The sequence below is a fragment of the Prosthecobacter vanneervenii genome (assembly GCF_014203095.1).
Classification (GTDB): Bacteria; Verrucomicrobiota; Verrucomicrobiia; order Verrucomicrobiales; family Verrucomicrobiaceae; genus Prosthecobacter; species Prosthecobacter vanneervenii.
Window position 1 is genome coordinate 1,021,937 of the sequence record NZ_JACHIG010000001.1, and the last position, 24,959, is coordinate 1,046,895.

Genomic DNA, 24,959 nt, shown 5'->3' on the forward strand with positions numbered 1-24,959 from the left:
AAACTTTGAGAACGCATAAAGTCTCATGTCAGCACTGCGCGGACCAAGCCGCGAACCGCGCAGTCCCCAAATCGCGCAAATCAGACGCTAATCGTGCAGTTTCAGGCTAAAATGATCTTTGGCGCCGTTGTCTTGGCACGCGCATCACGTTCAGCGTGTGCCAACACGGAAGCTGCGAATCTTTACACGTGAGACGATTCACCACAGATGGTGACCGCAGAACTCTCCACGCGTTGCCGCGACTAGTTCGCATTAAGGTTTGGGCCTGATCCTGCGGTGTCTGGCAGTGTGTGAAGCCAATTTCGATGAGCTTTCCGCCCTCGGTTCCTGCTACCCCACTCTGCCCGAGGCCATCTAGTCATATCAGGCCAGGGCAAAAAAGTGGGCAGCTTTGAAGGTTCGCAGGAGCGTGCTAAGCGCAGATGCGTGCGTCGCTCCGACAAACGACTTTGCTGATACCAATGGTCGCACTCGAACCGTGCGCGCCCATCGGGGCAGGATTTAACCCAGCCAGAGGAGACTGAATCACGGTTCAGCTTATATCTTTGTAAATTCCACTGTTTCAGCCACATCCCGGCAGGGAAACGAGCGCAGAAGCACAATCGTTTCATGGACTAAAAAGAGGCATTCAGCCTAGCTTTTAAGCTCTGTTTTTCAACGATTTACACACAACCATCAACGCCAGGAAGCACTAGGATTTGATTGTGATGGTTGCACCCGCATGCAAAATTCAGTAAAGACGGAAACGATCTCTAAAAAACTAGAATGTCTGAGCTTTCCCAACCACCCAGCCAAACGGAAGAGCCCCCGAGCACCAAGCCGAAAGAGGCTTTCGGGGTGACGCGCTGGAGCATGGTGATACGTGCGGCGGAAATGCATGACGTGCGTGCGGAAAAGGACTTGGCGGAGATCTGCCGGTCATGCTGGCACCCGATCTACGGCTTTGTCCGGCGCATGGGCTACTCGCCGGAAGATGCGCAAGATCTGACCCAGGGCTTTTTTGAGCACGTGCTGAAAAACAATGTGCTGTCGCACGCGGACCCGCAGCGGGGGCGCTTCCGCTCCTTCCTGCTGGGTGCGCTGCGCCATTTCGTGAGCAACGAAGTGCGGAAGCAGAACGCGGAAAAGCGCGGCGGCAGGGTGAACTTTGTGCCGCTGGACGCCGGGGAGAGCGAAAACCGCTATGAGCGCGAGATCGCCCACCCGGAAACGCCGGAGAAGCACTTTGAGAGAAGCTGGGCGGAAAACCTGCTGCAGCGTGCGCTTCAGGCGCTGAAGGCTGAGTACGAGAAAGTCGGAAAGCTGCCGCTCTTCACGGCGCTGCAGCCTTTCCTGATTGGCAGCTCAAACCCCAACTCCTACCAGGAGCTGGGTGCCTCCATAGGCATGAGCTCGGGGACGGTGGCGGTGGCGGTCTTCCGCATGCGCAAGCGCTACGGAGAACTGCTGCGGCAGCAGATTGCGGAAACGGTGGAAGATCCGGCGGACATCGAGCACGAGATCCGCGTGCTGCTGGAAGCCGTGGCGGCGTGAGCTCGGCTCAGTGCTGCTGGTCGTGGAATTCCTTGAGCCAGCGGAGCACCTCGGCCATGGGCTCGATGAGGTCTGCGGGGATGAAGCGGTCGATGTCCACTTTTTCGTAAATGGCGCGCGCAAGCGGGATGTGCTGCATGACAGGGATGCCCTCCTGCCGGGCCACCTCGATCATGCGCTTGGCCACATAGTCCTCCCCTTTGGCGAGAACCCTGGGCATCTGATTGTCCTCCTCCTTGTAGTAGATGGCGATGGCCAGGTGTGTGGGATTGGTGACGAGGACGCTGGCGCCGCGGGTGCGCTCCATGGTGTCGTTCATGACCATCTCCTGGTGCAGTTGCTTGCGCTTGCCTTTGATCTCAGGATTGCCCTCGCTTTCCTTGTACTCGCGCTTCACCTCGTCCTTGCTCATCTTGAGCTGCTTGATGTGCTGGAACTTTTGGAAGAAGTAATCCACCGCAGCCAGGGCGATGTACACCAGCGTGACATTGATGGCCAGGGTGCTGAGCATGGGCTTGAGCGCCAGCAGCACGCCTGTCTCGCCTGCATAGGGCACGCGGGTGAGCGGGTCGAGGCTGTTCTTGGTGACGATGTAGATCAGCACGGCGATGATGATGACCTTGGCGGCGGATTTCAGGAACTCGACGAGGTTTTTGACCGAGAACATCTGCTTGAGCTTGTCCAGCGGGTTGAGCTTTTTGAGCTCCGGCTTGACGGGCTCAAAGACCAGCATGAAGCCCACCTGCGCCAGGTTTGAGCCGATGCCGATGACCACGACGATGGCGAGCATGGGGGCTGAGAGCAGCAGGATCTTCATGGCGATGGCCTTCATGACCTGATCGACCACGTCTTCAAAAGGCTGGCCTGTAAAGGCGGTGGGCAGCAGCATGAGGGCCTTGAGCTGCTCCACATACCAGGGCCAGAGGGCGGAGATGAGGACAAAGGAGGCCACGGTGAGCGCCGCGGTGGTGACGTCCTGGCTCTTGGCCACCTGCCCTTTCTGCCGGGCGTCCCGCAGCTTCTTCGGTGTTGGGTCCTCGGTCTTTTCGCTCATCTATTTGAAGAGTCCGTGGAAGAACACATGCCACTTATCCGGCGTCATGATCTGGGTTTTGAAGAAACCCATGAGAAAAACGAGGTAAAAGATGATGAGCAGCGAGGCGATGCCGCTTTTCACAGGCATGGCGAGGAAGAAGACATTCAGCTGCGGGCTGAAGCGGTTCATCAGGCCCAGGCCAAATTCTGCGATGAACATGGCGATGATGATGGGCGCGGAATACGTGACGATGAGACCCATCAGGGTGTCCAGCATGTTCAGGCAGGCGATGGCAAAGGTCGGCTGAAACTCCGGGAAGAACGAGAAGACGGGCCACGAGACATAGCTGTCGTACATGATGGTGAGAAAGGCCGCAAAGCCGCCGCCCAGAAAGAAGAGCACGCCGAGCACCTTGGTAAACAGCACGCCAAAGAGGGAGCTGCTGCCGCCGGACATGGGGTCAAACATTTCAGCCATGGAGCTGCCGCGCTGGTTGTCGATAAAAAAGCCCGTGCCCTCGGCAATCCAGAACACGAGCCCCGTGCCGTAGCCGATCAGCAGACCGATGCAGATCTCCTTCACCAGTACGATCATCGCATGCACCGGCCAGGCGGCGGTGTCAGGCAGATGGATGCCGGCCTTCAGGGTGATGGGGATGGCCATGAGGCTGAGGGACATGATGACCACCTGCCGCGCCATGCCCTGGATGAACTGGTCGCCAAAAAAGGGCGAGATGAGCAGCGCCGACATCATGCGTGGCAGCGTGAACACGATGACCAGAAATACCGTGCGCACATCGAGGTCCGTGATCATCGCTGCAGCGTGGGGAAAGTTTCAAAGATGTGGACGGTGTATTTGTACATCTCAGCCCCTGTCCAGCCGGCGGTGACCAGCAGGACCACGGCCACGACGACCAGCTTGATGGCAAAGCCCAGCGTCTGCTCCTGCACCTGCGTCAGAGCCTGCACCAGGCTCACCAGCACGCCGACCACCGTGGCCACGATGATGGGCGGCATGGAAAGCAGGAGCACGAGGATGAGCGCCTGATTGGTGAATTCGATGAGCAGATTTTGATTCATGCGATTGTGGCAGTTCTCATCGGATCATCCGCCGCTCTTGAGCACGTAGGTCATCACCAGGCCATGGATCAGCCGCGCCCAGCCATCCACGAGGACGAAGAGCAGAAGCTTGAAGGGGAGAGAGATCGTCATGGGGGAGACCATCATCATGCCCATGGCCAGCAGGATGTTGGAGACGATGAGGTCGATGGCGATGAACGGGAGATAGAGCAGGAAGCCGATCTGAAAGGCGGCGGTGAGCTCGCTGACGGTGAAGGCTGGGATGAGCACGAAGAAGCTGTCGTTGCTGATCTCCACGCGGGCGTCGTTTCCCCAGACGCGGCGTGCGGTGTCGAGGAAGAATTTTTTCTCATGCGCGGAGGTGTGCCGGTTCAGGAAGTCGCGGATGGGGGTGCTCCCCTTCTCCAGCACGAGCCGGAGCCTGGCCGGGGTGAACTCCTTGAAGTCCTCCTTTTCCACCGCCGCAAACGTGCTCTGCCCCACGGGGGCCATGATGTAGATGGTGAGAATGACGGCGATGCCGTTGAGCACCATGTTTGGCGGGATCTGCTGGATGCCGAGGGCATTGCGCACGAGGCTGAGCACCACGACGAGCTTTACATACGAAGTGGCCATGATGGCAAAAAACGGCGCGAGCGCGAGCACCGCCGTGAGCACGATGAGCGTGAGCGGATCTGGAATCTGGAACGAGGTCATGATGCGGAAAACTCGGTGATGCGCACGCCGAGGTGGTCGCCCACTTCGATCAGTTCGCCTTTGCCCACAGGCCTGCCATTAGCGCAGATGGTGAGCCCCTCCCCGGCCAGGACCGGCAGCTCAAAGGTGAAGCCCGGCGCCAGACCGCGCAGCTCAGCGACGGTGAGGGTGGTGTGACCAGCGACGAAGGTCAGCTCGATGTCGATGTCATTGACGGATGCAGGCTTGGCGGGGTCTCCCATGGTCGAGGCAGGTGTGGGGATGAGGTTTTGAAGTGTGAAGCTTTTGTCTTTGAGCGTGCCCATGGCCAGACTGCGGCCGGCTGCCTGAAGGGTGCAGGTGCGGGTGAGCCTGAAATCGCGCAGTCCTCCGGCCAGCAGCACGTCATGAGCCTGCAGGGCACGCCAGTCCGCGAGAGGCAGTGTGAGCGCGCCAGCCACGAGATGCACCGGCACGGGGATCTCCTGCGTGCCAGCCCCCTCCTGCACCGGAGCTTTGCTGATGAGCCCGGCCAGGTGGCCCAGCGCAGCCTCATTGCCCGACACATGGCCGTGAATCCAGCCGGTCTGACCGCCGCGATCCACCTGCCAGCCGATGATTTCCTCCGAAGCATCACGGAAGGTAAAGGGCTCCACCGAGGTGATCTTCACATCGATGCCCAGCTTGCAAAGTGCGGTGAAGATCTCTCCAAAGCTGGCCTCCACGAGGCCGCAGGCCAGCTCGGGCGGGAGTGCCTGCACATCCACCCCGGCGAGTGTGGGATCGATCCAGGTGAGGTCAGGCAGGCGGCTGATCTCCACCGTGAGCGGATGCCCGCCCATGACGATACCAAGACTCCAGCTGCCGCGAGGGTGGCTGGTGGCATTGGAAAAGCCGAAGTGAGCGCGCTGGCCGTTCCAGTCAAAACTCAATGTGCGGCGCCTTCCAGCGATGCGGTTGGCCAGCCTGACAAATTCAGGCCTGGCGGGCAGCGGACGTGCTGATGGTGGGGGCTGACTCACTCGGGAGGCGGGAAGGAATGGTTAGGAATTGAGTGCCTGCTGGGCGAACTCCCAGGGAGACTGGCGATTGCGGGAACGCCCGTCCTCGGGCTGCCCACCGTGATGCTGCACTGTGACCTGTGCAGGCTGCTCAGGCTGGCCGAGGCGCTCATTGAGACGCTGCGCCAGCAAAGGAGATGCTTCGTTCAAAACACGTGCCCAGTAGGGAGACACGGTGTCAAACTCCACACGCAGCTGCCCGCCGTCTTCCCGCCAGACGCGGAGGTCGGTGCCGGGCATCAGATCGTCCGCCAGAGTGATGCGGACCTCCTGCGTCTGACCGTGCAGAGGATCTGTCACGAGAACACGATCTGCCATTTCTGTGATCAGTGCGCTGACCTGCTCCACGCGTTCGGCAGACGGTGCATGAGACACCGGCGCGGCTGCAGCCGAGGAGTGTGCGCCCAGCGAGTGCAGGATGCTGTGCCCCAGGCTGGAGGTGTCAGGAGGCGGCGGCGGTGTGTCTGCGGGATCGATCTTGAAAGGCTCCGTCACTTCATCCACAGGTGGATTCAGCGCAGCGCCGAGCGCCTGCTGGAGTTCCTGCAAAGCGGGGTCTGTGACGGTGGAAGATGCCGGATCCTGCATGCTGCCGAGGAGCTGCTTCATCATGGCCAGCGAGTCAGGAGAGAAAGCGGCCTCGGCAGGTGGGAACGCCGCCGTTTCAGGAGAGAAGACAGATTTCGGAAGCGTGCCAGCACCGGGTATGGAGATGGAGGACTGATCAGCTGCAAGCAGAGCCGCCGCCGCTTCCACCGGTGCTGTGCTGGCAGAAAGTCTGCCCTGCAAAGCCGTCATGATGGAGGCCAGGGATTCAGACAGCGACTCGTCTGCCAGTGCCTTGGAGAGCAAGGTCTGAATCTTGGTGGAAAGAGTCTTCGCCTCGGAAGCTCCGCCAGCCATGGATACGAGCCCTGTCTGCTGGGGGGCAATGCCGCCGATCATGGCGCGCAGCATTTCTAGAGCGGCTGGATCCGAGCCCGGCAGGCTGCTGAGGTCATTGCCGTCACTGTCGAGCGTGCCGACGATGAGCGGTGCGGCGGTTTCAATTGAGTTCATAATAGGAGTCCTCCGGTTGCAGTTCCAAATCTTGATTTTTCGGGCCGATGAAATCTTCCAGCTCGAGATCAGCCAGACGCTCGATCTCGAAGTTTTGCTCCTCCTGCCACGCGGTGCGGTGCTCGACGAGCTTTTCGAGTTCCTGGGTGGCTTTGCGATAGGCCAGCTTCGCCTGCTCCATCTCGGCTTTAACGCGATCCAGCTCCCCTTCCGCCTTGCGCACCTGGTCCACGCAGTCGAGCTCACGGTCACGCATACCGGTGATTTCAAAGCGGATGTCGGTGATGTCCCCCAGCTTGACGGGGCGTTTCAGGATGGACTGAATGAGACGCTCCTCCTCCACGGCTCTCCACGCGGCGTATTCTTCCAGCTCCCGTTGCTTTTGCGCGAGGAATCGCTCCGCCTCCGCCACCGCACGGCGTGCGATGGTGAGGGCCTTGCTGGCCTTGTCTTCGCGGTGGGTCCGCACGAAGACCATGTCCTGGAGAGGGTAGCGTTCCATGCAGTTTTATTTGGTGAGTTGCAGCATGGCCTGAGTGGTTTCGGCAAAGGTGTTCTGCTCCCTGAGCCCCTGACGAAGGAAGCCGTTGATGGCGTCGATCTTGGAGATGGCCTCGTCGGCGGCGGCATCACTGCCTTTCTTGTATTCGCCAATGCGCACGAGCAGCTCCACCTCCTGGTATTTGGACATGAGGTTGCGTATTTTCCCCGCCGCCTTCATGTGGTCCGGTGTGTTGATGGCGGTGAAAAGACGGCTGACACTGGCCAGCACGTCGATGGCTGGATAGTGATTGGCGGCGCCGAGCTTGCGGCTGAGTACGATGTGGCCGTCAAGAATGGAGCGCGTCTCATCCGCGACGGGCTCGGTCATGTCATCTCCCTCCACGAGCACAGTGTAGAGCGCGGTGATGCTGCCGGTGTCCGAGCAACCAGCGCGCTCCATCATGCGCGGCAGCGTGGCGAAGACGGAAGGCGGAAAGCCACGGCGTGTGGGCGGCTCACCAGCGGCCAGCCCGATCTCACGCAAAGCACGTGCAAAGCGTGTGACGCTGTCCATGAGCAGGAGCACCTTCTTGCCCTGATCACGGAAATACTCGGCGATGGCGGTGGCCACATAGGCGCACTTCAGACGCTCCATGGAAGGACGGTCCGAAGTGGCGATGACGGTGACGGCGCGCTTCACGCCCTCCTCGCCGAGATCACGCTCCAGGAATTCGCGAACCTCACGCCCACGCTCACCGATGAGGGCCAGCACCACTATGTCTGCAGTGGTGTTGCGGATGATCTGGCTGAGCAGCGTGCTCTTGCCACCACCGGCAGCCGCAAAGATGCCCATGCGCTGCCCCTCCCCGCACGTAAGCAGACCATCAAGAGCGCGCACGCCGAGACTGATGGGCTTTGAAATAAGCTGACGCGTCATCGCATTCGGAGGATCTGCGGTGACGGCGTAGTAGTCGTCGATCTTGAAAGGGCCTTTGCCATCCGAGGGATTGCCGAGACCATCCAGCACGCGCCCGAGCATTTCTTTTCCCACCGGCACCTTGTGAATCTCCCCGGTGGGAATGACCTCGGTGGTGGAGGAGAGGCCAAGCATCTCCCCCAGAGGAGTGATGAGCGCCAGGTTTTTGGAGAAGCCGACGACCTCGCCGAGAATGCCTTCCTCCTCCCAGGGGTTCTTGAGACGGCAGAGCTCGCCGATTTTTGCGCCCGGCGCGTAGGCCTTCAGAATCGTGCCCGTCACCTGCATGACACGCCCGCGAAGACTGAGCGGCGGCACGGAGTCCATGCCGCGATTCAGGCGTGCAGTGAGGGAGTCAAAATCGAAGGTGGCGGGGCTCATGCTGTTTATTTCATGGACCGGATGAGAGCCTTTTCGATGGCCTTGAGCTGTGTCTCCAGCGAGGCATCCACGACACCGATTTCAGTCTCCAGGATGCAGCTGTTTTCCGGCATGCGGGTGTCAGATTCAATGTGCAGAAACTGCACCTTGGGGAAGGCCTGCATGATGGCATCGAGGCGGCCTTTCAGCCAATCTGCCTGGGCAGGGGCCACGCGCACGGTGACCTGGCTCTCATTCCGTGTGCTCTCCAATGCGCGGCGCACGATGCGCTCGGCCACATCCCGCTGGTTCATCTCGCCGATGACGTGCCTCACCGCGCGCATGACGAGGTCCACCATGACATCCTCCACCTTGGAGAAGTAGGCGGCGCTCTGGCCCATGCACTGCACGATGTGCTCGGCTATCTGCGCCTTGCCCTCCTCCACGCCCTGCTGAAAGCCCTCCTGCCGTTTTTGCGCTGCCTCGGCCTCGGCTTTCTGGCGGATGAGCCCGGCCTCATGCCGCGCAGCCTCAAGAATGCGCTGCCCTTCCAGGATGAACGCATGCTCATCACGTTTGATCACCTTGGCGGATGGGGCGACGGTGACGCCGCTGTTCTCTAGGCAAAGCATTTGGACTCTCCTTCGGTAAAGACTGCGGGGCTGATTTTGCGGATGAGACTCCAGGCGCGTGCGCGCAGATCCGGATCCACGGGGCGGACGGTTTTTTTGGCGACTGAGGGCGGCAGCTTGAGCATGAGACGCTGCTGCACGGAGTCCGCGTCATCGCTGGCCGCCGTGGCGACGAGGCTCCAACCCGCCTCGATCACCTGAGGCATGAGAGGCTCACCAGACTGAGGGACGAGCGCGTCTTTTTGAGCAACCAGAAGCCGGGCACGGCGGAGTGCGAAGGAGTAGGCGTCTTCGCCGAGGGCGGCCTTGATCTCCTGGATCTCGGTGCGTCCGATGACGGAGGAAAGCCGTGGCCAGCACAGCGCCGCACCGGCAAAGCGTGCCAGTTTCAACAAAGACTCCGGGCTGAGCAGAGCGAGACGTCTGCGCGGCTCCTGAAAATCCCACACCGCCTCTTGTGCCCCCAGCCCCAGGGTTTTGGACAGCCAGGCGGCAAGGTGCCTGCCACCATGCGCAGCCCCGGCAAGCGCCCGCACCACGACGGCATGAGGCAGTTCTGCCGTGACCGCGCTATGCAACCAGAACTGGGGACGGCAGTTGAAGTCATAGACCACCCGGAAGAGATCCGGGTTGGCCTTGGCCTGCTGTACGTACCATCCGCTGTGGGGTTTCATCTATGCGTATGGGTTAGGCGATGATCTTTTTGCGCAGGAGCACGAGGACGAGCACGGCGAGCCCAAAGCCCGCACCTGCACAAATAGCTGCAAAGGCGCCGGCGGACATTTTCTGCTGCCACTGGGCGAGAAAGCTGGAAGACTCCGCCTTGGGCTTTGGCGGCATGGCCTCCGCGGGACTCATGACGAGCTCCACATTTTCAAAGGTGAGCCCCTCGACGGATTTGGTGACGAGGTTTTTCAAGTCGGGAGTGGAGCTTTCCACATCATAGCCGGGACGAAATTTGATGAAGACAGCCGCAGATGGCAGCAGTGTTTTCTCGCTCAGCGGATCGTTGTTTGGCAGGGCGATGTGGACCTTGGCGGCCACGACCCCATCCACCTTCATGAGCGTGTCTGAGAGCTCCTGGCTGAGCGCATCGATGAAGCGGATGCGCTCCTCCGTTGGCGAGCTGACAAGGCCGCTCTTCTGAAAGACGTCCCCCATTTTCATGAGTTTCTGCCGGGGCAGCCCGATGGCCTGAAGTGAAGACATGGCCAGTGCGAAATCTTCCTGCGGTACTTCGAGAATCCACAACCCTTCTTTCCCGGGCACCTTGCTGCAGTCGATCTTCTGATCCAGGAGATAGGCCATGATCTCATTGGACTCCTCCTCTTTGAGCTCGCTGAACAAGGGAACCTTGCTGCAAGATGTCAGCACGAAAAGGGTGAGCACCAGCAAGGGGCGTATAAATAAGGACAGGCGTGCTATCACAGGGAAAAAAGTCGCAGTTGGAATGTTGGGAAAAGACGAGATCGCATGAGGCTGCATCAGCCGCCTTTGCTAAGCTCCTTGATGGTGTTGGTGCCAGCCTTGGAGGCATTGTCCACGCCCATGACAGACATGGTCCAGCGGGCGATCTCGATCTGCAGGGACATGATCTGGCCGAAGTCGTTGCCAAGCTGGAGAGGATCTGCGCGGGAGATTTCCTCGATCTTGGTGGTGATGCCGTTGAGCGAATCGTTGTAGCCGAGATTGAACTTGGACACGCCTTCAAGAATGGAGTCACCCAAGGTGCGGAAGCCGCCCTGCTCTGCCTGAGCGGCCTGATTCACGGGCGGCGTGCTGGTGCCGCTGACGGGCTGCACTCCGGCGACGAGTGCGCGCAGGCGGTCCACATCTGCCATGGATGAGGCAGGGGGGGTGACAGGCAGTGGTTGGCTGAAAGCTGCGGGCGCTGGAGCGGCGGCAGCGATGACGGCTGTGGTCATAGCAGGCTGAGATTGGGTTTGAGCTGATCTGGGCTGAGTTTGGCAACGTTGCGCGCCATGGTGGCGGCGTCTGGATCGGTCGTTTGCGCAGCCACCTCCTGCAGCAGCGTCTGGCCGGCGTCCTCATCCCCGCGCAGGCGCAGCGCCACACCGAGGTGGGCGCGCGCCAATGCGCTGTCGGGATTGAGAGTGAGCGCTCCTTCGCGCAGGGTCGTCACCGCGACGTCGTAGTGGCCTGCCAGCATGGCCACCACGGAGGCGCCGATCACCGGCACTTCGTTTTCCGAGCGCACGGCACCCACGCCTTCAAAGATGGAGAGCGCCTCCTGGTGGAGGCCGTTCCACGCGGCGGTGTAACCCACTCGCATGAGCAGACGCACCAGTTCTGAGTCGATCTGAACCATGATTTTAGGCGGGTGGCGGGAACTGGATTAGCGGAGGTTTGACACAGCGTTCTTGGAAGGCTCCTGGATCGCTTTCACGAGATTGGAGACAGCCGTGGCGGCGTTGGTCACCTGATTGACGCGCATCTGCAGCAGGACGACGGAGCCGGGGTCGGAGAAGTCGGTGGTGCTGGCGTCCGTGACGACCTGGGTGGTCTCCGTGTTGAGCGTGGTGGCCATGGTTTTGATCTTGGTCCAGACCTCGGAGTCGGAAAACAAGGCGGGGCTGAAGGAGGGAATAGCCATAGTGAGGTGTGTGTTTTGAGTTGTGCTTTTGGGTTTGGTTTTGTGCTACGGCATGGGCGGCAGCTTCTGCAGCTTCACAAAAAATTCGATGACACGCTCTGCGCTGTCGATGCTGGCGGAAAGCTGCGTGAGTGAGGCAAACTCCCCGGTGGAGACGCCGGCATCCTGATACTGGCGGATCCGCTGGCGCCAGGCGCCGAGGTAGGATACGGCATCCTGGTAGAAAGAACCATCCGTGTCGGCGGCCAGCGCCTCCTGAAAATCGGCTGTGTCGAGGCGGGCCTTCAAGGCGCTGTCGGCCAGGGGATCTGTGCTCATGATTTGGTGGAGGTGATGGGTTTGCTCTTCATGACCACGTCTCCCTGCCGCAGGCTGCGGATCTGGCCCTTTTCGATGATGCTGACCTTGTCGGTCTCGATTTTGGCCACGGTGCCGCCGTAGGGCAGACGGGCGCCGATAAAGTAAACACCGCCGGTATTAAGGCGGATGTAGCCGAGCCCGTCATCACTGGAACGAATAGTCACGATGGTGGATTCCGGTGTGTCGATGGTGTCAGTGGTGATGAGATACCCAGTCTCCGGATCAGGCTCCGGAATGCTGACCGGAAGTGGCGGGGGCGCTGCCGCTGTCTGAGCTGGGGCAGCGCCTGGTTTTGCGAGGGCGCCGGGAAGCGGCACAGAGGCTGCCACCTGGACCGGCGCTGTGATCCGTGGGCGTGGTGCTTCGATCTCCACACTGTCCTCGATCTCGCTGATGCCAGGCACTTCGGAGAGCAGCGTCTGCTTCATGCCCACCCAGTCATTCGCAGAAGCGAGCTTGCCGGTGACTTTGATCTTGCCCTCACTGAGGCTGGTGACGGTGAGGGCGAGATGCTGGTTGTCGAGAAGGGAGCGTGCGCTGGCGGCGATCTTTTCCAAGCTGAATATCTTGGTGCGAATGCCGGGTACCGTGGCACGAAACACCGCCTGCAGCTCACGCTGCTTGTTTTCAGTGTCCACGTATCCGAATGCGGTGAGCCGTCCTGCATTTTCCTCCAACTTGATGCTGCCTGCCAGGCCAAGCTCCTCCACGACCGCTCTAGCACGCGCTATGGGTTTGTCCGGCTTGGGCAGCTCTTCGGAATTCTCACCGCGAGCAGAGAAATACCCACTGTAAACAACGCCCCAGCCAAGTAACAGCAGCAGGCCGCAGGCGATGCCGAGGAGCGGCCCGATGCGCGAGGGCGCATGAGCGGACTTCTCCAAGTTCTGGGCTGCAACGGCAGCGGGCTGCGCAGGTGAGGCGTCTGCAGCCTGGGCCTCTGCAGGCGCTGGTTCTTTGTCGGACGGGGCAGGCACAGGCTCCGTATCTTTCTCCAGCTCCGGCACGTCGGCAGAGGACATCAGGGGCCATTTGCCCTCAGCAGGACCAATGACGAGGTGCGAGCCGCCGATGGAAAGGAAAGCAAAGGATGGAACGACCTGGCGTGCATCTCGAATGCGTTTGCCGTCCACAAAGACACGCCCGCCAAGCGGTGCGGCGGTGATGCCGGAGGATGCAAGATCGATCTCCAGATGCTGCGGTGCGACGAGCACGTCATGAAGCACGACATCGCATTCGTCATCGCTGCCAACCAGAGTCTTGCCGGCATACAGGCCGATCTCCGCGCCCTGATGCGGGCCGGCGATCACTTTCAGAAGCCATTGTTGACGGGCATCACTCATGGGCGGGAAGGATTGGATGCAGGGGGAAGCAGAACGGAAGGTTCTTCACGCAGAGGCAAAGCACGGGGTATCCAGCCTTTTTCATTGTCTGTTCGGGCTGCACCGGAGGTCTGAGGCGCACGTGGCTGCGTGAGGCCAGACTGATCTCCACCAGCCTGATTACCGGCGGCGAGGCGGCGTGCGAGATCATCGACCTTCTCGCGTGAAATCTGGTCGCTGTTGAGGTAGCTCGGAAGCGCGAGGTCATTGCCAGCCGTGCCAACGAAAGCCGCAGGATCTGTGGCTTCTTTCATCAAATCCACAATGCGGGGCGTGATGAAGAAGAAGCGCTGCGTGCGCTCGTGAGTGCGTGCATTGTTGGAAAAAATCTTTCCAAGCAGCGGCACCTTGGCCAGCAGAGGGACCTGGCGGCTGCTGCGGTTGCGACGCTCCACGGAGTAGCCTCCGAGCAGCAGTGTCTTGTTTTCTGGCACGAGCGCCTGGGTGTTGATGGCGCTCTCACGAGTGGTGGGAATCTCACCCACGCGCTGGTCGGAGAAGCTGCCGTCGGTGATATCAATCACGAGCCTGAAGTCCGTGTTCCCTCTCTCCTTCACGAGAGTGGGGGTCACGCGCAACTGAACTCCTGCTGTAACGTCGAATAGGTCCACTTGTAGATTTCCTGCTACCTTCACATAAACCTTTTCGTCAGTGCGGATTACAGCCTGGACGTTTTCCATGGTCAAAACAGAAGGGCTGGAAACGATTTGCGCAGCACCCACCTCCTCCACCGCACGCAGACGGCTCAACATTTCAAAGCCGCCGGCGCTGATGAGGGCCGTGGCGTTCAACCCGGCGCCGCGTGCGAGATTGGAGCCGTCCAAGAAGCTCGGGGTCTGCCCTTGGGTGTTTGTGCCATCAAAGAGACCGCGGTCTGCATCAAAGCCGAAGCGCGTGTTGTCATTGCCCTTTTTGCCAAGACCCAAGATCTCCACGCCGACATTGCGCAGATTGTCAGAACCGATGTCCACAATGGCGGCGCTGATTTCGATGGCCTTGGTGGGGACATCAATCATGCGGATCAGCTCTTCATAGAGCGGCATGCGGGCCGCCACATCCCGCACGAGAACAGCATTGAGGCGCACATCGGCCACGATCATGGGCGCACGCGGATCATTCGTGGCTGCGGGCTGGCCCACTGCGCCACCTGCACCGCCAAATCCTGGAACGGGCGTGGCCTTCTGCTGGGTGCCATAGGGGTCGTAGGGATTGAAAGACGGCAGCGGAGCGCCTGCATTGGGATTGCCCACAGCGGCCAGTCCCGTGCCACGCAGACTGGGATGCGTGCGGCGGCTTTCCGCCTCCTCCACCCCGGCAGAGAGCTGGCTGCCCGGCACCTGGTTTGCCATGAGGTTTTGCAGATTGCGGACCACACCGGGAATGATGCGTGTGGTGCCGCCATTGTTGACCGTGACGTCGCTGGCGGAGGCGTAGTTAAGACGGAAGGTGCGGACGGTGATCTGGTCATTGATGCGCCGGCTCTCCTGAGTATCGAGATCACGTGCGAGCGCCTCGGTGGCCTGGATGAACTGCGCCCCGCCAATGAGGAGGATGACCCCTTCGCGGTGGCCGTTTTTGATCTGCACCTCCCTGCCCTTCGGACCGCTGGCGTAGCCGACGCTGAAAAGCACCTCATTCAAGGCAAAGGCCGTCACATAAGGCAGAGAAAGCGGACGGGAGAAAACCTCGTCGCCGGTTTCAATGATCATGCGCACACCATCATAGAACCAGACCAGGCCATGGGCTTCGCAGATCTGGTCGAGCAGCCGGGCCGTGTCCACTTCCATGAAGGTGCCGCTGATGACGCCTTTGACGGAGTCGCTGATCGAAACGGGAAGGCTTTGCAGAGTGGCGAACTCCTTGAGCACATCGCGAACCGGGCGCTGATGGGCGGTGAGGGTGATGCGCTTTGAACGCCAGGGCACACGATCGTAATCCTGGGCGTGGAGGGCGGAAAGCCCCAGCAACTGCGCGGTGAGGAAAATAAAAAAGATGTATCGGGCGTGGCTCATGGACTTAGACGGTGGCGAGCCAGTTTTTCCAAAACTCGGTCTCATTGATCAGGGATTCGGCAGCCTGCAAAAAGGTAGAGATGGCGACCTGGTGTTCTTCAAAAGAACGCCACAGCACCAGTTCATCACTTTCAGGTTCGAGCGTGAGAACCTCAGGAGTTCCGAGTTTGCCAAAGCGAACCGCCTGAAGCCCCAGGCAGGAGGAAAGCAAGGTCTGGCGGGATTCTTCACGGCGTGCTGCGATGTCCCCCGCCTTGCCGATGAGGCCGATGAGGACGAACCTGCCATGACTGAGAGGCTGGACACGCAGGTCATGGTTTTCAATGCGGATCACATGGACACCCCGGGCATCTGCCTCAGGGACTGGGGCGCCTGCTTCATCGCACAGCACGGAAATCAGTTCATTCAGCGGGGATGTCATGAAATCGGGTGGTAGGCAGTGGTAGTCGTCAAATAGCGGGTCATGCGGCGATGCGGCCGAGTGGCTGGATGGTGATCTCCTCCGTCAGCTCCTGATGGCTGAGGACTGGCAGCTCATAAAACTCCTGCTCGATGAGCTTGCGGGTGTAGCGGCGGACATCGAGGGAGGTCAGCAGGACGGGGCGCTGATTGCTTTCGATGATGTTGCCGACCTCCTTGCGCACGGAGGTGAGCAGAGCTTTAACGGTGGCGGGCTCCAGCGCCAGATACGCACCCGCGGAAGTCTGGCGCACGGCCTTGCGCACCTTCTCCTCCAGACCGGGCTCCAGCAAATAGACAGCCAGGATGTTCTGGCCACGGCTGAACTTGTAGCTGATGTAACGCTTCAAACCCGAACGCACGTACTCGGTGAGCAGCACGGCTTCTTTCTCCTTCTGCCCCCACTCGATGAGAGACTGCAGGATGGTGCGAAGATTTCGGATGGAGACCTCCTCCTGCACCAGACGCTGAAAGACCTCGGTGATCTTCTGCACGGGAAGCACGCGCTGGACTTCGCGCACCACTTCGGGGAACTGCGACTCCATCTGCTCCAGCAGATATTTGGTTTCCTGCAGGCCGATGAAGTCGCCGGCGTAGCGTTTTAAGATGACGCTCAAGTGATAAGTCAGCACCTGCGTAGGCGCGAGGAAAGGCACCTTGGCTTTTTCCAAATCCGTGATGCGTTCCGTGGGCACCCACAGTGGCAGCAGGCCACGCAGGAAGGGCTTGTCCTCGGTGAAAGGGATGTTCAGCATCCGCAGGGAGTCCGGCTTTTCACGCGCCAGCACGCAGTCGCTTCTGAACATGCCCTCGGCGATGGGCACTTCATGCAGGAGAATTTTATAGCACCCTGCGGGGAGAGATTCATTGAAGCGCAGATGGATACCGGGAAACGGCACGCCGAGGTCATGATAGAGCGCTTTGCGCACACGGATGAGTTCCTCGTTCATGGCATTGGCATCCACCACATCCTGGCTGGCGGCGGACACATCCATGAGGAGAGGCACGGTGACGGAAAACTCATCGCCATCATCACGACGCTGCTTGATGGCGGGCTTGGCGCCGCTGGCGGCCGCGGCTGGCAGGTTGTGCTTGTCATGCTGCACTGCGACGGGGGTGTTCTGTGTCCTGAAATTGGCAAAGCCGATGAGACCGGCCACCAAGCCCAGCAGCATGAAGGGGATCTTGGGAAAGCCAGGGATGAGCGCAAAGCCGAACATGAAGCCGGCGGCGATCATGAGCGCCTTGGGCTGCGAGAGGAGCTGCCTGCCCACATCGCCGCCGAGAGCGCCCCCCTCCTCCTCATTGCCCACACGGGTCACGATCATGCCTGCGGTGATGGAGATGAGCAGAGCTGGAATCTGCGAGACAAGACCATCCCCGATGGTGAGGATGGAGTAGGTGGTGACCGCCTTGCCGATCTCCCAGCCTTTTTGCAACGTGCCGATGGCGATGCCAGCGGTGATGTTGATGGCGGTGATGATGAGGCCCGCGATGGCGTCCCCTTTCACGAACTTCATGGCCCCGTCCATGGAGCCATGGAGCTGGCTTTCCTTTTCGATGGCGCTGCGGCGTTTCTTGGCCTCCTCCTGCGTGATGTTTCCTGCACGCAGATCGGCATCAATGCTCATCTGCTTGCCGGGCATGGCATCCAGCGTGAAGCGCGCCGCCACCTCCGCGACACGCTCGGCCCCCTTGGTGATGACCACGAACTGCACAATGGTGATGATGAGGAAGATCACCACACCCACGACGAAGTTCCCGCCGACCACGAAGTTTCCGAACGTGAAAACAATATCCCCCGCATGAGCGTGCAGCAGGATGAGGCGCGTGGTGGTGATGTTCAGCGAGAGGCGGAAGAGCGTGGTGACCAGCAGCAGTGAGGGAAACGTGGAGAACTCCAGGATGTGCGGCACATACATGGAAAGCATGAGCAGCAGCATCGAGATGGCCAGGTTCACCGCCAGCAGCAGGTCCAGCACTGCAGGCGGCACCGGCAGGATCATCAGCGAGAGGATCATGACCACCACGACCGCCATGAGGATGTCGTAGTACCTGGAGCCTTTAGTCAGGGCGTTTTGAACGGATGAAATAGCAAATGCCATAGGGTTCAGCTTTGTGTGTCCGTGAGCAGCGAAGCCAGAAAGTCTCGTGCGGCCTCATGTTTGCCCTGCTCCCACAGGGCCTTGGCGAAGACGAGCCCCACCGGGATGCGAAGGGCACCGGATGCCTGCTTGAAAGCACGGGTGGCGGCGCGGGCGGCCGCCACCGGAGAGCCGCCCTGCAGCTCCGCCAGGGCCAGGCAGCGCTGCACCTCGGCGTCTTCAGGAAAGGACTGGAAGGCCAGACGGAGCAATGTGCATGCTTTGTCAGCCTTGTGCTGCTCCAGGTGCAGATAGGAAACCAGCAGCAGCCAGTTGCGCTGGCGCGGCGTAAGCACTAGGGGCGCACGCTGCGGCGCTGCTGTCGGAGTGGATACTGTCATATGGGTTTCTTGCATCGAGATGTCAGCCCTTGAGCAGTGCGTAGCGGTATTGTTCCCCCAGTTCATGCGCGGCACCGAGGTGATGGAGCAGGTCCATGGCGTCACGCAGCGCTCTGGTGGCCTCGGGGTCGGACTCCTGGCCGAGTGTTTCCTGCAGGCTGGCCAGCACCTCTTCGCGCAGCGAATGATAGATGCTGGGATGCAGGATGGACTGGTCCTGCACACACGGGCGCAGAGCATCCAGCACCACCTTTTCAAATGTCTCAGCCTGAAGCATGGCCTCAAGCTGCCGCTCCACCGCCGCATCGATCGGCTGCAGGCGAGAATCCTCCGGCAGTTGCGGCGTGGTAGGCTCGTCAGCGATCTCAATGGAGGAAAGCCCCACCCGCGTGCGAAATGACTCTGGAAGGAGCTGGGTCATGACAGGCGGGCTGAACGCACAAAGCTGGTGCTTTGATCGTGAAGAGTGATGAGAAGATCCAGCGCCTGATGCAGGCCTGGCAGCGTGAACTCAGAGGTGTCCATGCGGACGGCGAAAATCAGATGCCCGGCGCGGGTGAGTCCGGCACGCGCAGGAAACGGAGCCGGTGCGCGGTAGTGGCACAGCTCCAGAATGCGCTCCGCAGCGTTGTCAGCGGTGGTTTCCACCTGGCGCGTGAGGCTGACTGCCACTTCTTCCCGGTAAGCCCCCACCAGCTCGAAGGCCAGGCTGCCAAGCTGCTGCATGTCCAGCCGCAGAGATCCGTCATCGCGCAAGCGAAGCCCCTGCATGCCAAGGGAGCGGCCGAACTGCTCGATGATGTCATCGTGCAGCGTCATGCCACGGCCTCCTCTCGTGAGATCTCGGTGTCCATGGCCTGCTGAAGAGCGTCCAGCAGCTTCTCGCGGATGTCCGGCGAAGGATAGAGCTTGAGCGGGATCTGCCGCACTTTTTCGCGCAGTTGCGTGAGGAAGTAGATGCGCATTTCAGAATTTTTGACGCCGATTTTGTTGGTGATTTGAATGAAGCGGTCAGGGTCGACCCAGCGCTGGGTGGTCATCTCCAGCAGCTCCCGCATGAGATCATGAGCAGTGTAGACATCAGCCATTCGTAAAAGGTTGTGCGGGGCTGGGGCGGACCTTTTCGACAAGGTCCGCCAGTACGCGGTAGAGGTTTCCCATCTGCTGCACGTAGTTGATGTTGTTGACAGCGGTTTCGAGATGCGCCGGGTCCATGGACGGGCCGAGCCCGTGAGCATCGAGATCATTGCCAGCGGCCTGGATCAGGAAGTCGAGCGCCTGGGGGAAGCGGCTCTCGCCATAGCGATGCATGATGGCCTGATACATTTCAGACACGGTCTCACGCCCCAGAACTGCGTAGCGGTACAGCTCCCGAAGTTTGTCGAGCTGCTCCAGCCCCTGGCTGGCAAATTTGAGCACATCCACGGCGATGTTGAGCCCGGCGCGGATGGCGGGCCCGGCTTCCTTGAGCAGCGTCTCTTTGACGGAGGAAACGGTTCCCAGCAGCTTCTCGTTTCCGCCTTCATTTTGCAGCGCCTCTTCGGCAAAGGCGAGGGCGGCATACTGCTCAGAGACATCGCTGAACTCGCGCTTCACCAGATCGCGCACGTCTTCCTCGGTGGCATTTTCCCCTTTCTTCTTCAGGGCATCAAGAAACTCATGCAGCTTGTGAGGAGGCTGCGACTCCCCCATCATGTTGACGTATTTTTCCGCGAGCTGGGCGGCATTGATTTTCATCGCCTCCTTGCTGCCAGCCTTGCGTTCGGAGAGTTTTTTCTCCACCTTTTCAGATGCGGCAAAGGTCATTTCCTCGGCGGCATCCGCCAGCGCGGTGCTGGCGTCTTGAACGACCACGGTCTGGCCTTTGAAATTGCCCTCCTGGCGCTGGGCTTCGGCCAAGGTATCAGCCAGCCCTTCCTTGCTGGAGAAGGAGCTGACCAAAGCCCGAACGTCATTGCTCACCCCGCTCATGACAGCACCTCCTGCCTGCAATGCAGGAGGGAATGAAATGGGAGGCGGCAGTCTGTCATGTCCCCTGTGCTTAACCGGACGCAGGGGCCTCCATTACACGCCTCCAACGAATTGATGCAGGACATTTCTCAGATGTTCGAACGCTGGACGATCTGGCTCTGGTTTGACAGGAAGTCCTGATATAGCTTCAGCACCATGTCCGACAAAGTCTTGCTGATGTTCATCAGCTCGTCGGTGATGCTCTCAGACTCCTGCAGGAGCTTCTGCGTGGCTTCGAATTTTTTCTGAACCGCGCCGGCCATGTCGGCCTCCAGCTTCAGCGCAGCAGCGTCTTCGCGGGTTTTTCCCGCTGCCAGTCCTGTGCTGCCATCAATGATCTGGCCAAAAGCACCGCCAATGCCGCTGCCGAGCTGAGCACCGCCCAAAACGCCAACGCCCTTGTCTCTGCCGCCCAAAATGCCTCCCGCTGCCGTGGTGGCGATGGTGAGCGCTCCGGAGATGATCTTGCCGATGGCCTCCGTGCGCGACGCATCGATCTCCTTCATGGTGGACTCGTAGTTTTTCTTTGCGGCGATCTCCATCTGCTTTGCCTGGTCGAGAACGTTGCCATACTCAGCCATGACGAGGCTGTGCTTGGCCTTGGAGGCAAGCTCCCGCAACTCCTGTGCAGCGATGAGCATCTTGCCAAGGAACTGCTTGAAGTCCGGGTAGGTACTGCCGTTGAGCATGTCAAAGAGCTGCGTCTCCGCCTTCTTTGCCTGCTCTTCCATCTTCGTGAATGTCTCGGTCAGCGCCGGGGCGTTCTGTTTCACGTAGTCAGGCCCGCCACGTGTGAGAGCAGCTCCGAGATCTCGTGCCTGCTGATTGAGCAGCAGCACGGCCGCCGTGAGGTTCGTGGTCTTGAGCGCGCCCAGGTCCAAATTTTGGAGCTCCTGCATGACTTCATTGAGCGCGATGTCCTCGGGACCGATGAGAGGGAAGCTCAGGGTAATGGCCGTGGGTGACACCGTACCGCCGCCGGCGTTGCCACTGGTGATGCTGATGGTCAGAGACTTGTCCGTCTGCGTGGTGGTCTGCTGAGTCTGGTTGTTCGTGTCAACCTGTGGCGGACTGATCGTGGGAGCTGTGATGCTGAATGAAACGTTCATGTTAAAATGGAGGTGTGTTTGTTCATGCGGACTGGAAGTGCATCAGATCCTTCATGGAGCTGGCAGTCTCATCGGCGGCATTGAAGATGGCGGAGATCGTCTCCATGGCGGACTCGAGCATTTTCTGCAGATCGTCCTGAAGCTGCTCGATGGTTTTACGCAGCATCTCGATCATCGCCTGGATCGCCTTGGCCTGCGCCTCGGCTTCATCAGCCTTGCGGCGTTCTGCAGCGGCATCCTCGCGAATGTCCGCCACCAGGACGCCCGCCACGCCCTGGGTGATCTGGGCCGAGCCCTGGATAATGCCGCTGGTGACAGCCTGCCGACCGAGCATCTGCATCATGAGCTGCATGGACGACTTGATGGACTCTTTGACAGCCTCCTGGATCACCTTTTTGGCGATCTCTTTCATCTCCGCCGTGGTCGATGTTTTGAGGCAGTTTTTCACCGCTTCATACATCAGTTTCTTCGCCGTCTCCTCAGCCGCTTCCTGCATGGCCTTGGTGGGCACTTTGGAGGCGAGCTCTGTGAAAGCCTCCTTGGTGGCATTCATCAGCACCTCCTTTGCGCTTTCCTTCATGCCTAGATTGGCAAGCTGAGTCGTGGCCAGCTTGGAGCCGGTCTGGACTGCTTCCACGACAGCCCCAAGACCTCCGACCATGGCCGCCCCCATGGCGACATAACCGAGAATCTCCGTGGCTTTGTTCATGCCGGCGATGGCTTTCTCACTGAGGAAGCCGCCACCACCTGCGGCCTTCATGACAGAGTCAACTGCCATCACCATGTTGATCACACTTGAGGCCAGAAGCGCAGCGGTGGCGGCAAACAAACCTGCAGCCGCCACCACGTTGCCCGTGAGAGCATATCCGATGGCGGCAATAGCCGTGAACACTGCGGAAATGACGTCGAAGATGGCTTTGAAGAAATTCGCGATGGCCTGGAAGATGTTCACCTTCTTGTCCGCCTCGCGCTTCTTTGCCGCCTCCTTCTCCAGATGCTCCATCTGGTCCTTCATTTTGTCGAGCTGTTCACGGTTGTCCCGGTTCAGATCGTTGAGGCGTCCCTGAATTTCGTTTTTTGACACTGACTGCATCAATTCGTTAAGCGCATCCTGCAACAGTCCAATGCGCAGCGTCAGGTCTGCTGCACTGAGGTTCATTTTTGGCGGGGCGAGCTGCAGCACTCCGTCCTTGGGCGGTAGCACGCCAGTGGCATCCACGGTGGTGAGCAGCGTGAGGGCCTTGGTGATGGACTCTGTGGCGGTCTTTTTGACCTCGCTCAAAGTGGTCTGCAAAGAGCCAGGATCAAAGCCTGCGATCGTGGAGGGATTGTTGTTGATGTTCATGCGCCGGCTTTCTCTGTTTTGTTTTTGCTGAGAAGTTCGAGCAGATCCTCCGCCTGCTGCACGATCTCGGCGTGCTGAGGTTTTTTGCGCGAGACGAAGACGCAGGCATGCAGGGCACCCTCGGCATCCGCCACCTTTCCGGCTGCAAGAAAGCACTTGGCCATGAGCAGCGGTGGATATGGATCCTCAAGATCCAGCATCGCCAGGTAGCCATAGGCTTTGATGGCCTCGTCATACTTTTTCTGCAGTTCGCGGCTGGCGGCCAGTCCCGTCCAGTACCGGCGTTCAAAGTGGTTCAGCACTGCCAGCAACTGGAAGATGCGCTCCGCCTCGCCATACTTGCCGGCATTGTACTGATTGTAGCCGATCATATAGATGACTTCCATGCTCTGCGGGGAGAGGTTGGTGAAGTCCTGGTAGGTGCGGCCGTTGGCACCAAATTTTTCGAAGAAATTTTTCCATTCTTCGGGTGAGTCAAAAGGCAGTCCGCCAGCGGCGGCTTTGGCAGTGTCTGAGTCGGGGGAGGTCATGGTCTGGGTAAATTCAAATACTCAAGTCGTGGCGGTGCATCAGCCCACGTTGCGGAGCTGGCCCTTGATGAGGCCGTCCATTTTTTCCTGGATCTTGCTCATCACTTCATAGGCCTGATTGAAGCGGTTCAGCGTGGTCTGGTAATCCAGCATGGCGTCCTGGGACTGGGTGGACTTCTGGTCGATATAGGACTTCAGCGCGCTGCGGCTGGCACCCCAGTTTGAGTAATTGTGAAGGTCGTCGTTTCCGGTGTTGTCATAGATGACCTGCCCCTTTTTGGCGTTTGTGGCTTCAAAAAAGTCCATGTTGGTGGTCTCATAACTGAGGTCGGGATTGGTGGTCTTACCGTCTGGAGACTGAGCGCGGGTCTTGCCGGCCTGGGTTTCAAGATCCGCATAGGCGGAGTTGGCCTTGGCGAGGTCGTCACGAATTTCCGATGTGACGGCCTCCTTCATGTTTAACTGCCCCCGGAGAACGCGGACGCGGGCCTCCATGTAGTAGTAGAGGTACATGATGGGAGAGAGGTTCTTGGCCGTGGTCTGGACGCCAGCACCGTTGGGGGTGACGGGGTCGAGATTTTTGTCCACCTGAATGTAGTAGGAGGTGGCTGAAGATGACGGGATGGCGGCGACTGTGGCATCCACCTGCTGGCCATTGAGGGTGCCCGGGACGATCACCTTGCCGACATCTGAAATGACCGCGCCTTTGGCGACAAGGAAGTAGTTGTAAACGGGATTTCCCAGGGAGTCCTTTGTGCCGGTTTTTACGGTGACGACACGGTCGTAGATGATGCTGGGGTCGCTGGAGGTGGGCAGAGTGCGCTCCGGGATGGAGCTGACGATATTGACCACATCTGTAGGATTGTTCTTGAGCTTGTTGCCTTCTGCAAAGACGGCGTCAATCCAAGCGGAGTAGGCGTCAAAGACGGCGGTGCCGCCTTCATTGGGGCCGGTCTTCAGCGCGGCCTTCATCTCGTCATAGGTCATGTTGCTGAAGTTGTTTCCGTCCCAGGTCTGCCCATTGGCCAGGAGGGTGCGGGTGCCATTGAGGAGAAGATCCTGCCCATCTGCGGAGTAAGTGACGGGGCCTGACGAGAAGAGAGAAGTGTAGACAGCGTTTGAAGCGCGATAATTGCTGCGCTTGATCAGGATGGAGAAAACTTCCTCCATGAACTCACGCTTGAGGTAGTCCTTGTCATAGGGAAAGTCTTCGCTGCCTTGCTTTGCGCCGTCTGTGATGACGTTTTGGAAATTGGCGATGCGCATGTCCAGCGACTGGATGGCGCTGACGGTGGCGTCATCCGTGTTTGTGCGGAAGTAGGACAGGTCGCCGGCACGGTTCGGGGTGTTGCCGTAGGCATACAGATTGGCGAGTTCCTGGGTTTTGAAATTGATGTCGGCCATGATCTGAGAGGTGTTTTTTTAAATTCGGTAGCGATTACCTACGGCGCGGGTGATAACCGGAACTGGTGCGGGGATTTTGCTGGAGGGATCGAGCTCTTCGACGCGATGCTCGAGCCTTTGAAGCTCTGCGAGAAGGCGGGCAAAAATGATGCGGTGGCGCTCGGGGACATCTTCGCTCTGCAACTGCTGTGCGCCGATGCCAGGCTGGATGCCGTGCTCAGCGTAAAACCGGTCGAGACGGGCCACGGCCTCCCTGCCTTCAGCAAGCAGAGCATCGATGCGCGCTATCTGCGCATCTACGGCTGCGATTTCGCCAAGTGCTGGTGAGGATTCATTCATGAGTCACGAAGCGGGA

The 24,959-nt window shown here is 59.7% G+C and carries 30 protein-coding genes; 1 reads left to right on the plus strand and 29 read right to left on the minus strand.

Annotated elements, in window-relative coordinates; all coding sequences use genetic code 11:
- Nucleotides 1-765: 765 nt before the first annotated feature.
- Nucleotides 766-1,533 (plus strand): RNA polymerase sigma factor, encoded by a 768-nt coding sequence (locus tag HNQ65_RS03860; RefSeq protein WP_184338148.1) that lies wholly within the window; start codon nt 766-768, stop codon nt 1,531-1,533.
- Between the two features lie 7 nt (nt 1,534-1,540).
- On the opposite strand, the gene sctU is transcribed toward HNQ65_RS03860, so the two are convergent.
- The 29 genes from sctU to HNQ65_RS04005 form a co-directional block, all read right to left on the minus strand.
- Nucleotides 1,541-2,587: a type III secretion system export apparatus subunit SctU gene (sctU, locus tag HNQ65_RS03865; protein ID WP_184338149.1), complete on the minus strand. Its 1,047-nt coding sequence runs from the start codon at nt 2,585-2,587 to the stop codon at nt 1,541-1,543.
- On the minus strand, nt 2,588-3,382 hold the full coding sequence (gene sctT, locus HNQ65_RS03870; protein ID WP_184338150.1) for a type III secretion system export apparatus subunit SctT: 795 nt from the start codon (nt 3,380-3,382) through the stop codon (nt 2,588-2,590).
- The gene (gene sctS / locus HNQ65_RS03875; protein ID WP_184338151.1) at nt 3,379-3,648 is read right to left on the minus strand and encodes a type III secretion system export apparatus subunit SctS; all 270 of its coding nucleotides are present in this window, start codon (nt 3,646-3,648) and stop codon (nt 3,379-3,381) included. The genes sctT and sctS overlap by 4 nt, the downstream gene beginning before the upstream one ends.
- A gap of 24 nt (nt 3,649-3,672) precedes the next feature.
- Nucleotides 3,673-4,344 carry a type III secretion system export apparatus subunit SctR gene (sctR, locus tag HNQ65_RS03880; protein WP_184338152.1) on the minus strand — a complete coding sequence of 224 codons (672 nt, stop codon included), beginning with the start codon at nt 4,342-4,344 and terminating at the stop codon, nt 3,673-3,675.
- A complete protein-coding gene (gene sctQ, locus HNQ65_RS03885) occupies nt 4,341-5,345 on the minus strand; it encodes a type III secretion system cytoplasmic ring protein SctQ (protein WP_184338153.1) in 1,005 nt (334 codons plus the stop codon). Before sctQ ends, sctR begins: the two co-directional genes overlap by 4 nt.
- A gap of 21 nt (nt 5,346-5,366) precedes the next feature.
- Complete coding sequence (locus HNQ65_RS03890; RefSeq protein WP_184338154.1) at nt 5,367-6,443, minus strand: hypothetical protein; 1,077 nt, start codon at nt 6,441-6,443, stop codon at nt 5,367-5,369.
- On the minus strand, nt 6,430-6,945 hold the full coding sequence (gene sctO / locus HNQ65_RS03895) for a type III secretion system stalk subunit SctO (protein WP_184338155.1): 516 nt from the start codon (nt 6,943-6,945) through the stop codon (nt 6,430-6,432). The genes HNQ65_RS03890 and sctO overlap by 14 nt, the downstream gene beginning before the upstream one ends.
- Nucleotides 6,946-6,951: 6 nt before the next feature.
- Complete coding sequence (gene sctN, locus HNQ65_RS03900; RefSeq protein ID WP_184338156.1) at nt 6,952-8,283, minus strand: type III secretion system ATPase SctN; 1,332 nt, start codon at nt 8,281-8,283, stop codon at nt 6,952-6,954.
- Nucleotides 8,284-8,288: 5 nt separating this feature from the next.
- Entirely contained in the window at nt 8,289-8,894 is a 606-nt protein-coding gene (locus tag HNQ65_RS03905; RefSeq protein WP_184338157.1) for an HrpE/YscL family type III secretion apparatus protein, read from the minus strand.
- Nucleotides 8,882-9,568, minus strand: a complete 687-nt coding sequence (locus tag HNQ65_RS03910) for a SctK family type III secretion system sorting platform protein (RefSeq protein WP_184338158.1) — start codon at nt 9,566-9,568, stop codon at nt 8,882-8,884. The genes HNQ65_RS03905 and HNQ65_RS03910 overlap by 13 nt, the downstream gene beginning before the upstream one ends.
- A 13-nt stretch (nt 9,569-9,581) precedes the next feature.
- Complete coding sequence (sctJ, locus tag HNQ65_RS03915) at nt 9,582-10,283, minus strand: type III secretion system inner membrane ring lipoprotein SctJ (RefSeq protein ID WP_343076549.1); 702 nt, start codon at nt 10,281-10,283, stop codon at nt 9,582-9,584.
- 95 nt (nt 10,284-10,378) lie between these two features.
- Nucleotides 10,379-10,819, minus strand: coding sequence for a hypothetical protein (locus HNQ65_RS03920; RefSeq protein ID WP_184338160.1), 441 nt, complete (start codon nt 10,817-10,819; stop codon nt 10,379-10,381).
- Nucleotides 10,816-11,223 (minus strand): tetratricopeptide repeat protein, encoded by a 408-nt coding sequence (locus HNQ65_RS03925; protein WP_184338161.1) that lies wholly within the window; start codon nt 11,221-11,223, stop codon nt 10,816-10,818. Before HNQ65_RS03925 ends, HNQ65_RS03920 begins: the two co-directional genes overlap by 4 nt.
- Before the next feature lie 27 nt (nt 11,224-11,250).
- A complete protein-coding gene (locus HNQ65_RS03930) occupies nt 11,251-11,508 on the minus strand; it encodes a hypothetical protein (protein ID WP_184338162.1) in 258 nt (85 codons plus the stop codon).
- 45 nt (nt 11,509-11,553) lie between these two features.
- A complete protein-coding gene (locus tag HNQ65_RS03935; RefSeq protein ID WP_184338163.1) occupies nt 11,554-11,826 on the minus strand; it encodes a hypothetical protein in 273 nt (90 codons plus the stop codon).
- Nucleotides 11,823-13,211 carry an FHA domain-containing protein gene (locus tag HNQ65_RS03940; RefSeq protein WP_184338164.1) on the minus strand — a complete coding sequence of 463 codons (1,389 nt, stop codon included), beginning with the start codon at nt 13,209-13,211 and terminating at the stop codon, nt 11,823-11,825. Before HNQ65_RS03940 ends, HNQ65_RS03935 begins: the two co-directional genes overlap by 4 nt.
- A complete protein-coding gene (gene sctC / locus HNQ65_RS03945; RefSeq protein WP_184338165.1) occupies nt 13,208-15,262 on the minus strand; it encodes a type III secretion system outer membrane ring subunit SctC in 2,055 nt (684 codons plus the stop codon). The genes HNQ65_RS03940 and sctC overlap by 4 nt, the downstream gene beginning before the upstream one ends.
- Nucleotides 15,263-15,266: 4 nt before the next feature.
- Complete coding sequence (locus HNQ65_RS03950; protein ID WP_184338166.1) at nt 15,267-15,683, minus strand: CesT family type III secretion system chaperone; 417 nt, start codon at nt 15,681-15,683, stop codon at nt 15,267-15,269.
- Between the two features lie 40 nt (nt 15,684-15,723).
- A complete protein-coding gene (gene sctV, locus HNQ65_RS03955) occupies nt 15,724-17,826 on the minus strand; it encodes a type III secretion system export apparatus subunit SctV (RefSeq protein WP_184338167.1) in 2,103 nt (700 codons plus the stop codon).
- A 5-nt stretch (nt 17,827-17,831) separates the two neighbouring features.
- Nucleotides 17,832-18,206 carry a type III secretion apparatus assembly chaperone SctY gene (gene sctY, locus HNQ65_RS03960; protein WP_184338168.1) on the minus strand — a complete coding sequence of 125 codons (375 nt, stop codon included), beginning with the start codon at nt 18,204-18,206 and terminating at the stop codon, nt 17,832-17,834.
- A gap of 22 nt (nt 18,207-18,228) precedes the next feature.
- A complete protein-coding gene (gene sctX / locus HNQ65_RS03965) occupies nt 18,229-18,627 on the minus strand; it encodes a type III secretion apparatus assembly protein SctX (protein ID WP_184338169.1) in 399 nt (132 codons plus the stop codon).
- Entirely contained in the window at nt 18,624-19,025 is a 402-nt protein-coding gene (locus tag HNQ65_RS03970; protein WP_184338170.1) for a type III secretion system chaperone family protein, read from the minus strand. Before HNQ65_RS03970 ends, sctX begins: the two co-directional genes overlap by 4 nt.
- Nucleotides 19,022-19,294 carry a TyeA family type III secretion system gatekeeper subunit gene (locus HNQ65_RS03975; protein ID WP_184338171.1) on the minus strand — a complete coding sequence of 91 codons (273 nt, stop codon included), beginning with the start codon at nt 19,292-19,294 and terminating at the stop codon, nt 19,022-19,024. Before HNQ65_RS03975 ends, HNQ65_RS03970 begins: the two co-directional genes overlap by 4 nt.
- Nucleotides 19,287-20,168, minus strand: a complete 882-nt coding sequence (gene sctW, locus HNQ65_RS03980; protein WP_184338172.1) for a type III secretion system gatekeeper subunit SctW — start codon at nt 20,166-20,168, stop codon at nt 19,287-19,289. Before sctW ends, HNQ65_RS03975 begins: the two co-directional genes overlap by 8 nt.
- A 137-nt stretch (nt 20,169-20,305) precedes the next feature.
- Nucleotides 20,306-21,325 carry a hypothetical protein gene (locus HNQ65_RS03985; RefSeq protein ID WP_184338173.1) on the minus strand — a complete coding sequence of 340 codons (1,020 nt, stop codon included), beginning with the start codon at nt 21,323-21,325 and terminating at the stop codon, nt 20,306-20,308.
- A 22-nt stretch (nt 21,326-21,347) separates the two neighbouring features.
- On the minus strand, nt 21,348-22,670 hold the full coding sequence (gene sctE, locus HNQ65_RS03990) for a type III secretion system translocon subunit SctE (RefSeq protein ID WP_184338174.1): 1,323 nt from the start codon (nt 22,668-22,670) through the stop codon (nt 21,348-21,350).
- Nucleotides 22,667-23,200, minus strand: coding sequence for a SycD/LcrH family type III secretion system chaperone (locus HNQ65_RS03995; protein ID WP_184338175.1), 534 nt, complete (start codon nt 23,198-23,200; stop codon nt 22,667-22,669). Before HNQ65_RS03995 ends, sctE begins: the two co-directional genes overlap by 4 nt.
- Before the next feature lie 39 nt (nt 23,201-23,239).
- The gene (locus HNQ65_RS04000; RefSeq protein ID WP_184338176.1) at nt 23,240-24,604 is read right to left on the minus strand and encodes a hypothetical protein; all 1,365 of its coding nucleotides are present in this window, start codon (nt 24,602-24,604) and stop codon (nt 23,240-23,242) included.
- Nucleotides 24,605-24,622: 18 nt separating this feature from the next.
- Entirely contained in the window at nt 24,623-24,943 is a 321-nt protein-coding gene (locus HNQ65_RS04005; protein WP_184338177.1) for a hypothetical protein, read from the minus strand.
- Between the last annotated feature and the right edge of the window lie 16 nt (nt 24,944-24,959).